12 protein-coding genes and 1 tRNA gene are annotated in these 12,748 nt (G+C 37.1%); 9 read left to right on the forward strand and 4 right to left on the reverse strand.

What is annotated here, in order from left to right; all coding sequences use genetic code 11:
• The first annotated feature begins 38 nt into the window (after positions 1-38).
• Both RV13_RS17540 and RV13_RS17545 read left to right on the forward strand, forming a co-directional pair.
• Positions 39-112, forward strand: a tRNA-Asn gene (locus tag RV13_RS17540).
• 99 nt (positions 113-211) lie between these two features.
• Entirely contained in the window at positions 212-574 is a 363-nt protein-coding gene (locus tag RV13_RS17545) for an iron-sulfur cluster biosynthesis family protein (protein ID WP_010746805.1), read from the forward strand.
• A 14-nt stretch (positions 575-588) separates the two neighbouring features.
• On the opposite strand, the gene RV13_RS17550 is transcribed toward RV13_RS17545, so the two are convergent.
• Both RV13_RS17550 and RV13_RS17555 read right to left on the reverse strand, forming a co-directional pair.
• On the reverse strand, positions 589-1,209 hold the full coding sequence (locus RV13_RS17550) for a flavin reductase family protein (RefSeq protein ID WP_010746804.1): 621 nt from the start codon (positions 1,207-1,209) through the stop codon (positions 589-591).
• 10 nt (positions 1,210-1,219) lie between these two features.
• The gene (locus RV13_RS17555) at positions 1,220-2,194 is read right to left on the reverse strand and encodes a ring-cleaving dioxygenase (RefSeq protein ID WP_010746803.1); all 975 of its coding nucleotides are present in this window, start codon (positions 2,192-2,194) and stop codon (positions 1,220-1,222) included.
• Positions 2,195-2,317: 123 nt separating this feature from the next.
• Between RV13_RS17555 and RV13_RS17560 the strand changes: the two genes are divergently transcribed.
• A complete protein-coding gene (locus tag RV13_RS17560) occupies positions 2,318-2,965 on the forward strand; it encodes an HAD-IA family hydrolase (protein WP_010746802.1) in 648 nt (215 codons plus the stop codon).
• Positions 2,966-3,020: 55 nt separating this feature from the next.
• Here the strand turns inward: RV13_RS17560 and apf are convergent, their stop codons facing one another.
• Complete coding sequence (apf, locus tag RV13_RS17565; RefSeq protein ID WP_010746801.1) at positions 3,021-3,626, reverse strand: aggregation-promoting factor; 606 nt, start codon at positions 3,624-3,626, stop codon at positions 3,021-3,023.
• A gap of 833 nt (positions 3,627-4,459) precedes the next feature.
• Between apf and RV13_RS17570 the strand changes: the two genes are divergently transcribed.
• The 5 genes from RV13_RS17570 (at position 4,460) to RV13_RS17590 (ending at position 10,084) form a co-directional block, all read left to right on the forward strand.
• The gene (locus RV13_RS17570) at positions 4,460-5,863 is read left to right on the forward strand and encodes a L,D-transpeptidase family protein (RefSeq protein ID WP_060789541.1); all 1,404 of its coding nucleotides are present in this window, start codon (positions 4,460-4,462) and stop codon (positions 5,861-5,863) included.
• Positions 5,864-6,171: 308 nt separating this feature from the next.
• Positions 6,172-6,903, forward strand: coding sequence for a GntR family transcriptional regulator (locus RV13_RS17575; protein ID WP_010746799.1), 732 nt, complete (start codon positions 6,172-6,174; stop codon positions 6,901-6,903).
• A 12-nt stretch (positions 6,904-6,915) separates the two neighbouring features.
• On the forward strand, positions 6,916-8,088 hold the full coding sequence (locus RV13_RS17580) for an SIS domain-containing protein (protein WP_010746798.1): 1,173 nt from the start codon (positions 6,916-6,918) through the stop codon (positions 8,086-8,088).
• A gap of 24 nt (positions 8,089-8,112) precedes the next feature.
• The gene (gene lacD, locus RV13_RS17585; protein WP_010746797.1) at positions 8,113-9,120 is read left to right on the forward strand and encodes a tagatose-bisphosphate aldolase; all 1,008 of its coding nucleotides are present in this window, start codon (positions 8,113-8,115) and stop codon (positions 9,118-9,120) included.
• A 10-nt stretch (positions 9,121-9,130) separates the two neighbouring features.
• Positions 9,131-10,084: a hexose kinase gene (locus RV13_RS17590; RefSeq protein ID WP_010746796.1), complete on the forward strand. Its 954-nt coding sequence runs from the start codon at positions 9,131-9,133 to the stop codon at positions 10,082-10,084.
• On the opposite strand, the gene RV13_RS17595 is transcribed toward RV13_RS17590, so the two are convergent.
• Positions 10,085-10,795 (reverse strand): GntR family transcriptional regulator, encoded by a 711-nt coding sequence (locus RV13_RS17595; RefSeq protein ID WP_010746795.1) that lies wholly within the window; start codon positions 10,793-10,795, stop codon positions 10,085-10,087.
• 172 nt (positions 10,796-10,967) lie between these two features.
• Between RV13_RS17595 and RV13_RS17600 the strand changes: the two genes are divergently transcribed.
• Positions 10,968-12,746: a glycoside hydrolase family 35 protein gene (locus tag RV13_RS17600; protein WP_010746794.1), complete on the forward strand. Its 1,779-nt coding sequence runs from the start codon at positions 10,968-10,970 to the stop codon at positions 12,744-12,746.
• Positions 12,747-12,748: the final 2 nt, after the last annotated feature.

Genomic DNA, 12,748 nt, shown 5'->3' on the forward strand with positions numbered 1-12,748 from the left:
CCCCTTGTGAGATTAGGACGTCGCCACGCTGAATTTATTCCGGCATAGCTCAGTTGGTAGTAGCGCATGACTGTTAATCATGATGTCGTAGGTTCGAGTCCTACTGCCGGAGTTCTAAAGACAATTTTTCGAAATTGTCTTTTTTTGTGTGAGCAAAGTATTTAAGGGATTATCATAATCGTGCTATTCTTTATATGAGGTGATGATAATTATGTATATAAATGTATCAGAGGAATTAGTAAAAAGGCTTGAAGAATATCAAAATAGTCGAATTGTTTTAGATTTAGATGATGGTGTGGGTCGCTACTCCAAGGCTGGTAGCTGTGCGCTGAATATTAGTTTTCGATTGTTGTTTTTAGATGAAGATCAAGATCATTCAGATTATACATTAGATGTTGAGAGCAACATTGGAAATATTGGTATCAAAGAGCATTCTAAACTATATTTGGAAGATGAGATGTCTTTGATTTTTGATCCTCGTATGTCATTGATTAAACTGAAGGGTCCTAGTGGCATGATTGATGGAAATGTACAAATGATTGATTTACGTGAAAAAAAGGAGCAAGCTCAATAAGAGCCTGCTCCTTTTTATTTGGGTCGATCCACATCTACAATTGCTGAGATGTGACTATATGAGTTTCCAGCTAAACGTGCTAGAGGAGCCAATTTTTCTGGATCAATGTACTCTGTTTCCTTGTCGAAAACTTTCTCTTCAAAATAATAGTTTAAGACTTCTAAAATAAAAAGGTCGCTGACAATGTCCCCATTGTTGTTCTTAACAGGAAGATATTGGTGCAACCTTACTTCAAAACGAATAGGCGCTTCACTAATCGCAGGTACTGTTACTTCTTTACTAGTTAACAGCGTTAGATTGTTATGGCTTAGTTCACTTTCTTCAGATGCTAAGGAAGCAGCGGACTGATTCATTTCGGTTAATATGGTGTCATTAACAATATGAATGACACCTTCATGTTGATTCAATAAATTGTAGGCTGTATCTTTCATTTGTTTATTCTTCCGATTAATCGAAAGGCTGACCAGTGGCAAATCTTTAGCAACAATGTTGAAGTAACTGAACGGTGCAGCATTAATTACATCTGTCTCTTGATTCATTGTTGTAATCCATGCAATAGGACGTGGAATGATGCTGCCAGTCAGGAATTTGTAATTTTGTTTCGTAGTTAGTTCTCTGGCTGAATAGAAAATCATCGCGTTCTCCCTATTGCCTTTTTTTATTGGCGTCAGATGTATCAAATGGTCGAACATATTCTTCAATTTCTTCACGTTTTGATTGAAGATGAGGTGGTAAAGATAAAATTTCACCTGCATGTTCATAATCCTCGTCTTGTAAGAAACCAGGTCCGTCAGTAGCTAATTCAAATAGAACATTTGGTGCTGCTAGAAAGTATTCTGATTGGAAATAGAAACGATCAACAAAACCTGAATTTGGAAATTCTAAAGCATTGATTTTTTCAATCCAATCGCGAAGTGCTTCGTCATCTGCAACGCGCAAAGCTAAATGATGGACGTTGCCGTACCCTTCTTGAGCAGGAATCATATCTGGCTGATCATCGACAATGATCGTTGCGCCGTTGCCTCCCTCACCAACTTCAAATTGATGTAAGCTATCTTCTGAAGCTGTCTCAGCAAAGCCAAGTAAATTTTCTAAAACAAGCTTTAAATGTTCAAATTTAGCTACGGTAACAATAGTTGGACCTAAGCCGAAGATGGCATGTTCGGCAGGAACATTTGAGTTTTTCCAAGGGGTTCCGCCTAAAACACCTTTGTTTTGTTCATCTGAAACTAGTTGGAATAGTTGATCGTCGTAGTCTTGAAATTCTAAATATTTTTTTCCAAAACGCTCTTTTACTTCACTATGGGCAACACCTAGTTTCGTGAACCGTTGTAGCCAGTAGTCTAATGAAGAATCTGTAGGTACTCGAAAACCAGTTCTCGAAATACTATTTGTCCCTTTCGTTCCTTTTGGAATTTGTGGAAAGTCAAAAAACGTCATGTCAGTCCCAGGTGCTCCGGTATCATCGGTGAAATATAAATGATACGTCTCGATGTCATCTTGATTAACTGTTTTTTTTATCATACGTAAACCCAATATATCGGTGAAAAAGCGATAATTTTTTTCGGCACTTGAAGTCATTGCTGTAACATGGTGTAATCCGCGAATTTGTGTGTCCATAATTAATTCCTCCTTAATCCTTACTAAAAGTAAGTATAGGCGGATTTCTTTTGTAAAGCAAGAATATTGCCTTAGGTTGATATTTTACAAAGGAATCAGTAGGATGGAAGTAGGAGGTAGACGATGAAAAAAACTGTTTTGTTTGATTTAGATGGGACATTGACTGATTCAAGTGAAGGAATCGTGAATAGTGTTCGTTATATGTTGGAAAAAAAAGGTTTGGTAATTCCTGACGAAGCCACACTCCATAGCTTTATTGGACCACCGTTAACAGAAACATTAAGCAAACTATACGATCTTACAGAGAATGAGTCACAGGAGGCAATTGCGATTTATCGTGAGTACTATTCGGAAAAAGGAATTAAGCAATTAGCTGTTTATCCGGGCATTATTGAATTATTAACTGAATTATCAACCATATACAATTTAGCAATCGCTACATCAAAACCAGAAGTTTTTGCGAATCAGGTAATTAGAGAAACCGGTTTGTCAAAATATATTTCACATATTTTCGGTGCGGATTTAGCTGGGGAACGTTCCAAAAAACAAGCGGTGATTGCCTACGCTCTAAAGGAGCTGGAAAATAAATCAACGATAATGATCGGGGATCGAGAATTTGATATTTTAGGAGCAAAGGCAAATCATTTGAAAAGTATTGGTGTTCTATATGGATTTGGTGACCGCAAGGAGTTGGTAGAAGCAGGAGCGGATATCATTGTTGAAAAAGTTGAAGACATTCCTGATGCAGCTAGAGAAGCTTTTTTTATGTAGAATAAGTAGAATAAAAAAACCCCTCATGAGAGGGGTTTTTAATCTATACTTCGGCTTAGTACCAGCCGTTTGCTTGCCAAAATGCTTGCGCGCCTTCCCATGAACCATAACGAGAAGTTACATATTGATCAGCGACACGTTCTTGGTTCGCAGCTGAGTAGTCACCATTTAGATAAGAAGCTGATAGTTGGTAACGTCCAATATATTGACCATTTGTTGCTGTGTAAGACCCGCTAGATTCACGTTGAGCGATCCATTCTTTTGCAGCATTCGTACTTGCTGGGGTTGATGCTTCAGAAGTAGGAGCAGCAGCTTGTTGTACGGGTGCTGTTTCTTGAACAGGAGCTGCTTGAACAGGTTGTTCTGATTGAGCAGGAGCTGCTTGTTCTTGAACAGGAGTGACAGTTGTGTTGCCTTTAGCATCTGTATCGATTGTTAAATTTTGTCCTTCAAAAATCATATCAACATTAGAAATTTTGTTTTCCTTTGCAATTGAATCAACTAAGCTGTTGTCACCAGCAAATTTTATTGAGATTTTTGATAATGTGTCACCAGATTGAACCGTGTAATTTTCAGCTGCGTGCGCATCATTTGTTCCTAGTGCAAATACTGCACCAGCTGTTAGTAAAGTCGTAAGTACAAGAGTTTTTCCAAATTTCATTATGTAAATTCCTCCAAAAAAGTTTTTAAATTTCAAACAGTCATTTCGACTACGAGACATACTTTAACATCCTTCTTGATGTCATGGGTTATAAACCCGTGACAATACGTTACAATGTAATGTACAAATGTAACAAAGGAGAGGAATACTAGGGCTTTTGAAATACTTAAACTCTTTTAAGAATAAGTGAAAAAAGCATTAGGGCAAGATAGATAACAGCTGTTTTGGATGGGGATGTTTTGAAAGCGCTGCTTAAAAATGCAATGTTGAAACTTCACTGTAAAAAATCAGAAAATTATTTGGCGATATGTTGTGCATAGGATAGAGAAAATTAGTGTTTGTTTCTTAAGAAAAGGTAAACATTGAAGAATAAAACCTAAAATAATTTCCTTAATTAAGCGATGAATCAGGAAAAATCGGGATTAGAATTCTAATTTTGCTATTTTCATTCAATGGACATCCTTGAGGCCACTAACCTATTAGTTCTCACATAACTATTTTTATACATAATATAGGGGCGAATTGTTTTATGAAATGCTAGAGAGTTACTTTTAACGACTTGTGCGGAAGGTATATTGAAAATTAGATTTTCTTGATGGTTGGTAGTTACTTAACAGCTATTTTTTTAGTGTATTTAGATAAAAGTGTTCTCAAAACACACTTATTTTTTTAGAAATAGGTGCTATTCACGAAAAAAACATATTTTTATAGACATACAACGTTATTTCTTTGGTAGAATATGATGGTAACAAAAAACTGAACAGTCTGAGACAGCAGGGGTAGTTGTCTTTTGGTTAGAACAATTTAAATGAAGAAAAGTGAGGGTATATTTTTTGAAAAGGTTTGGGGAAGATGTTTTTCAGAGAAAAACGAAAAGGATCATTATTGTTTGTCTATTGGTTTTACTAATATTTGTTAGCTTCTATTCTTTTAAAAGTGTCCATTATGCGGAGCGATTATTACCGAAAACTAAGGTGAATAATATCAACGTAGGTGGGTTGACTGTAGATCAAGCGAATAAAAAAATTAATGCAGAATTAACGGAAGCACCAGTTACGATTCGTCTTGATAATAAATTATGGAAGAAAATCAAACGAAGTGATCTTGGCTGGCAAGAGGATTACTTGAATACACTAATGAGTATTAAGCAGCAGCAAACACCATTTGCTTGGGGAATAAGCAGCATACTTGGAAATCAACATAAACTAACTAGCAGGTACGATCAATCGAGTGTCAATCAATTAGTTGAAAGTTTAGGAATGGAAATCCTTCAAAAAAATGTAACAAGAACGCCCACTACAAATGCAACGATTGAGTGGGGGAAAGAAGACTTTGTGATTGTTCCTGAAAAACAAGGAGACACGATAGATGTTGTTGCGGTTCAAAAGGCACTTATCCAAAATTTGGAAAATGGTAAATCCTTAGTGAATGCGGAGGACTATTATGCTCAACCGACTTTGACAAAAGACGACAAGAACTTAAAAGATTTAAAAAGTAAAATGAATCAATTGGCTAAATTAAATATCTCTTATGAGATAAATGGGAAAAAAGTTTCTATTCCTAAAGAAGAACTACGTAGTTGGTTAACTACGAATGAAAATGCAGAAATATTACTAAATCAAGAGAATGTCATTGCCTTTGTGACGAAATTGAATGCGGAATATAACACAAAAGAAAATCCAACGCCTTTCAACAGCACAAGACGTGGGGAGGTGTCGGTTCCTGTAGGTATCTATAGCTGGTCGATTGATATTCCTGCAGAAGCTGCGGCGTTAAGTGAGCAGATTTTAAAAGGAAAGAATTTCAGCCGAACACCGATTGTTGAGAGTGAAGTGCCTAATGTTCAAACAAGCATTGGCAAGACATATGTAGAAGTTGATTTGCAAAATCAATATATGTGGTATTACAAAGATGGTCAACTCCAATTTGAAACCGATATTGTTAGTGGAAAACCTTCGACGCCTACGCCGCCTGGGGTGAACTATGTCACGAGTAAATCGACAGATCAAGTATTGAGAGGGTTGAATGAGGATGGTTCAAAATATGCCAGTCCAGTTCGCTATTGGATGCCAATTGATAAAACAGGTGTGGGAATTCATGATTCTGATTGGCAGTACGCTTATGGCGGTGATTTATGGTTGTATCGTGGTTCTCATGGTTGTATCAACACGCCGCCAACAAAGATGGATAAATTGTATCCGATACTTGAAGTAGGAACGCCAGTTTTAGTTTTTTAATAAGTAATTTTCTATCGGTGCTAGCCAATGTGTTAGCACTTTTTTTATTGTCTAAATGAATCCTGGAGAAAATTTGTTGAGCCAAAGTCTCAACTGGTATTAGATTTACTGTTAATTTCGTAAGAGAAGTGAGAGAGGTAGTCTTTCAACAAAAATATAAATCATAGAAATAAGATGTATAAATGCTGTAATAACAGTATTTGTTGTGTGGTGCTCGTAGCTCTTGTTTATTTTGTGTTGACAAATATAAAAAAACCACTTTACTATTGGTTTGTGGTTATAACCAGTTGTAAAAAAAGGAGAATACCATGGAAAATTCTTTTAAAAACAAAGCTTTGTATCACCAACTTGTCGATTTATTGAAGGAGCGGATGGAAACAGGCATGATTCCACATGATAAGCTCCCATCTGAAAGAGAATTGACGGCTCAATATGGAGTTAGTCGGACGACGGTTCGCTTAGCTCTGCAAGAACTGGAAAGTACCGGATATATTTATCGACGTCATGGAAAAGGTACATTTGTCTCAGACATTAAGAAAGAAGCTGCAGATTTAGCAGCGGCATACAGTTTTACTGAGCAGATGAAGAGTCTCGGAAGAAATCCGGAAACTAGAATTCTATCTTTTGAAAAGGTTGAAGCAGACAAATTTATTTCACAGCATCTCAATCTTTCATTGGGAGAGTCTGTTTTTAAACTTAGTCGTTTACGGATTGCGGACCGCGAGCCCTTGATGATTGAGGATACCTATTTACCTGTGAAATTCTTTCTATCATTAACGGATCAGCTTTTGAGAAGTAAGCCTTTGTATGATCTTTTTTCAGAGGATTTTGATCAAACGGTTCGCCTTGCAGATGAAGAATTATATGCCAGTATTGCTTCAAAAGATGATGCGAAACAATTGATGATTCCAGAGGGGGCACCTGTTCTTCATTTGGCTCGTCAAACGTACAACATGAAAAATGAGATCATTGAATTTACCTTAAGTGTCGCTCGTGCAGATCAGTTTCATTATCAGATTCGCCACATTCGGAATAGTTAGGAGAGTTGATGCATGTTTACAGTAGAAAAAGAAAAATTAGAGCAATTAGGTGCTGAGATTACAACACGTGAGATTCGTCAACAACCAGAATTATGGTCAGAGACAGTTGAGCTCTATAAAAAGGCAAGACCAGAACTAGAGAAATTTCTAGCAGATATTAAAAATAAAGCGAACGGTAAACGAATACGTGTGATCTTTACTGGCGCAGGAACATCACAATATGTAGGTGATACTGTAGTTCCTTATTTACGAAAACACGGAGATGTGAAGGCATTTAGTTTTGAGAGCATTGGTACGACAGACATCGTTGCTGAACCAAAAGAATACTTAATTAAGGAAGAACCAACCTTGCTAGTCTCATTTGCTAGGAGTGGGAACAGCCCTGAAAGTTTGGCGGCAGTAGAAATAGCTAATCGAGTGATTGATACGATCTATCATTTGTCTATTACCTGTGCAGAGGAAGGCCAATTGGCTCAGAACAGTAAGAAAGAGGATAATAGCTTCCTGTTTTTAATGCCTACGCGTTCCAATGATGCTGGATTTGCGATGACAGGCAGCTTCTCTTGCATGACACTTGGCACATTACTGACTTTTGATCAAACATCTTTATCAGAAAAACAAAGATATGTATCAACACTTAGTCATTTAGGAAAAGAAATTATTGCTCGTGAAGGTGAGATTGAAAAAATTGTTGAGCTTGATTTTGAACGGATTGTTTACGTTGGTTCCGGTAGTTTAGCTGGATTGACACGAGAAGCACAATTAAAGATTTTAGAGTTGACTGCTGGAAAAATTGCTACGGTCTTTGATTCATCTATGGGGTTCCGTCACGGTCCAAAATCATTTATCAATGAAAAAACGATCATGTTTGGTTTTATTAACAATGATCCTTACACACGAGAATACGATCTGGATGTTTTAGAAGAAGTTCGTGAAGATGCTATTGTTTCTGGTGTTTTTGCTCTTACACAACCAGGCGAACGGAATTTCTCTGGTGAAAAATTTGAATTCACATCAGACGCACAATTACTGCCAGACGGTTATTTAGCTCTAGCATATGTGATGGCAGCTCAAACAGTGGCTCTATTAACATCGATTAAAGTTGCGAATACACCGGACACTCCATCTCCAACTGGAACAGTTAATCGGGTGGTAAAAGGTGTAATGATTCATGAGTATAAGTAAAAGTATCCACTAGGAGGAAAGAAGATGCTAACATTAACGGCAGAAAAAAAAGCAGCGATGGATCGCTTATCTACTAAAGAGGGTGTTATCAGTGCCTTGGCTATTGATCAACGCGGCGCACTAAAGAAAATGATTTTGGCATTAGGGGTAGAACCAACAGAGAAAGCTATAGAACACTTTAAGGAGTTAGTTTCTAAAGAGTTAACCCCTTATGCCTCCTCGATCTTGTTAGATCCTGAGTATGGCTTACCTGCTGCAAGGGCACGACACGAAGAAGCGGGACTATTGTTGGCTTACGAAAAAACAGGATATGATGCGTCGACTCCAGGACGTCTACCAGATTTATTGGCAGACTGGTCCGTTCTACGTTTAAAAGAGCAAGGTGCTGATGCCATTAAGTTCTTGCTTTACTATGACGTGGATGAGGATCCAGAAATTAATCATCAAAAACACGTTTTTATTGAACGATTAGGCAGCGAATGCGCAGAAGAAGATATGCCTTTTTATTTAGAGCTGGTTTCGTATGATGCACAAAATATCGATAGCAATTCCATTGAATATGCGAAAATAAAACCTCACAAAGTAAATGAGATGATGAAAGAATTCTCTAAAGAACAATATAAAGTGGATGTACTGAAAGTTGAAGTCCCCGTCAATATGAACTTTGTAGAAGGCTTTACCACTGGTGAAACAGCGTATTCGAAAGAAGAGGCAGCGCAATACTTTTTAGAACAAAGTAACGCTACAGAGTTGCCGTTCATTTTCTTAAGCGCAGGCGTTTCATCAGAACTATTCCAACAAACGTTGTTTTTTGCTAAGGAGGCAGGTTCAACCTTTAATGGGGTGTTATGTGGACGGGCTACTTGGAAAAACGGGGTGAAGCCTTTTGTGGAATCTGGAGAAAGTGCGACGCAAGAATGGCTTGCGAATGAAGGCCGGAAAAATATTGAGAGTTTAAACGAGGTATTGGCACAAACAGCGACCTCTTGGCATGAAAAAGTGCGAGTAATCGAAGAAACTGTTTCGAAATAGGAGGGATATAGTGATAGTAACAGTAACGATGAATCCTTCAATCGATATCTCCTATCCATTGGAAACTTTAAAAATCAATACTGTAAATCGGACGAATCAGGTAGCTAAGACAGCCGGTGGAAAGGGACTTAATGTAACTCGGGTAGTTCATGATTTAGACGGTGACGTTCTTGCTACTGGGATTCTGGGCGGGTTTCACGGCGCTTATATTTCGGAGGAATTAAAAAAAGTTGGAATTAAACAGGATTTTACTTCTATTAAGGAAGAGAGTCGGGATTCAATCGCCATTTTGCATGAGGGCAATCAGACCGAAATTTTAGAATCCGGACCGACTGTTACCAAAGAAGAACAAAATACATTTGTTGAAAAATTTAAAGAGCTGATAAAAAAAGCGAACATTGTGACTATTTCAGGAAGCCTAGCAAATGGATTACCGCAGGATTTTTACTCAACATTAGTTCGTGTAGCTCAAAACGAGGGCGTAAAAGTATTAGTTGATACATCTGGTGAGAATTTAAGGCAGGTAATAACTGGGCAAGAGAAACCTTATTTAATCAAACCTAATTTAGAAGAATTAGAAGCACTATTGGAAAAAAATTTTTCTTTGAATCGATCAGAAGAAATTCAAAAAGCACTTTCCCAGCCTTTATTTGACGGTATTGAGTGGCTTCTAATCTCTTTAGGAAAAGCCGGAGCGATTGCTAAACACAAGGATATTTTTTACCATGTAACGATCCCGAGCATCAATGTTGTGAATCCTGTTGGCTCAGGCGATGCGACAATCGCAGGTTTTGCCTATGGATTGTCCCGAGGGATGAAAACGGTAGATTTATTGAAGTTGTGTATGGCAACAGGAATGGCCAATGCGCAAGAAAAAATGACGGGTCATGTGAATCCAGAGAATGTTAAGAAACATTTCAAAGAAATCAACGTAAAAAAGATCGAGCAGCAGCTCGATCAATGATTAAGTATGGTTAGAAACCAATTCTATTTTATAGAAATTCCATTTTTTATAGGTCTCAACATACTCGAGTATTTGTTGTGTATCTTTTCGCTTGGTTACCCTAATTTGTAAAACAGTTGGTTCTTTAGTCGGAATTTGTAATTTTTCTGCTTCTTTGGTTGGAGTAGGAAATTTGATTTCATTGGTCTCAGTGAAATCTTCTTCATTCATATGAATATTGTAATCCAATTTGAAGCGTTGATAAATCGAATTGTAGTAGCTCATCTCTTGATAATTCGAGTTAACATACTGTTCTGGTAGATAAGTTCGATGATACATGTAGGGGATATTCTCGGTTGTGCGTAGTCGTTCAATACAGTAATAAAAGGCATTATCATGCAGCTCTAATTTACTCAAAATGTCAGGATTATTGTCGCGATTAATGGATAAGACTTGCACTTGGTCATGGCTAATAGGGAATAATTCAATATCGGAAAACTCAACCAATTTTCCTTTTCTGGCTCTTGAAACAAACGAACCTCTACCTTGTTGCCGAACAATAAAACCGTCTTTAACTAAATCATTTAGAGCACGAATGACAGTGATTGAACTAACTTTAAACATTTCTACTAACTCTGCTTCAGTATAAAATTTATCGCCGTTTTCAAATTTACCAGAAATAATTTGCTGTTTAAGTTCATCTTTTATCAGTTGGTATTTTGGGATTGCCATATGATTCCTCCAAAAAAAATGAATAGGGACTAAAAATTCCATTAGAGAATCTAAAAATCCTTCTATGGGTAGATTTTAACACATCATGAGAAAATAAAAACCATTTGACTTTTTATTTTGAATAATTTAATATATTAATATATTAAAAACGCTTTCAAAAAGGAGTGAGCATTTGAATACTTTTGAGATTAAAGAAGATTTTCTTTTGAATGGGAGGCCATTTAAAATACTATCTGGAGCAATTCATTATTTCCGAGTGGCTCCCACAGATTGGTATCATTCGCTTTATAACTTGAAAGCTTTAGGTTTCAATACCGTAGAAACATACGTACCTTGGAATCTACATGAGCCTAGAAAGGGCGAGTATCATTTTGATGGGATTTTAGATTTAGAAAAATTTTTGCTGACTGCTCAAGAATTAGGGTTGTATGCGATTGTTCGGCCGTCCCCATATATTTGTGCAGAATGGGAATTCGGTGGCTTTCCAGCATGGCTTTTGAATGAATCGACACGTATTCGCTCTAATGAAGTTGTCTATTCAAATCATGTCGCTGACTACTATGACGTATTAATGAAAAAAATTGTTCCCCATCAGCTTTCGAATGGTGGAAATATATTAATGGTTCAAATCGAAAATGAGTATGGCTCGTACGGAGAAGATAAGGACTACTTACGCTCTATTCACAATTTAATGTGTGAGCGTGGGATTACGGTTCCATTCTTTACGTCAGATGGTCCTTGGCGTGCTACATTAAGAGCTGGAAGTATGATTGATGAGGATATTCTAGTTACTGGAAACTTTGGGTCAAAAGCAAAAGAGAATTTTGACTCAATGCAAAAATTCTTTGATGAGCATGATAAGAAGTGGCCATTAATGTGTATGGAATTCTGGGATGGTTGGTTTAATCGTTGGAAGGAACCGATCATTCAACGTGATCCGCATGAATTAGCTGAGGCAGTGAGAGAGGTATTAGATCAAGGGAGTATCAATTTGTATATGTTCCACGGGGGAACAAATTTTGGTTTTATGAATGGTTGTTCTGCTCGAGGAGTAATTGATTTACCACAGATTACTTCTTACGATTATGGCGCTCCTTTGAACGAACAAGGAAATCCAACAGAGAAGTATTATGCGCTGCAAAAAATGATCCATGACAATTATCCTGATATTCAACAAATGGCGCCTTTAGTCAAGCCATCTTTGGAAATTAAAAATATTCCATTAACTAATAAAGTCAGCCTTTTCGCTACTTTAGATACTATTAGTGAACCAATTCATGCCAAGTATCCTAAAACAATGGAGGAATTAGGTCAAAATACAGGCTATCTTCTTTATCGAACAACCATAGAAAAGGATGCGGAAGAAGAACGTTTGAGAATAATCGATGGTCGTGATCGTAGTCAGCTATTTGTTAATCAAAAGCTTCAAGCAACACAATATCAAACAGAAATAGGCGATGACGTTAAAGTTTCTTTGCCACAAAATGACAATCAAATTGATGTCTTAATCGAAAATATGGGGCGAGTCAATTACGGGCATAAACTATTTGCAGACACGCAAAGAAAAGGGATCCGTACTGGGGTGATGGCAGATCTTCATTTTATTACTAACTGGCAACACTATTGCTTATCGCTAGAGAATTGTAAAAAGGTCGATTATTCAAAAGAATGGCAACCCAATCAGCCTAGTTTTTATCGTTATGAATTTAACTTGAGTGAAGTGAGAGACTGCTTTATCGATTTATCGAAGTTCGGTAAAGGAATTGTTTTTGTTAATCAAACGAATATTGGACGTTTTTGGGAAGTAGGACCGACACTTTCACTTTATGTTCCTAGCGATTTATTAAATGAAGGAACAAATGAAATCGTTATCTTTGAAACAGAAGGCACTTTTCAGCCGCAAATTCAGTTAATAAAAGAACCACTATATAAAGAAATGAAAGAGGGATAAAC

Source organism: Enterococcus raffinosus (assembly GCF_001886185.1).
Taxonomy (GTDB): domain Bacteria; phylum Bacillota; class Bacilli; order Lactobacillales; family Enterococcaceae; genus Enterococcus_A; species Enterococcus_A raffinosus.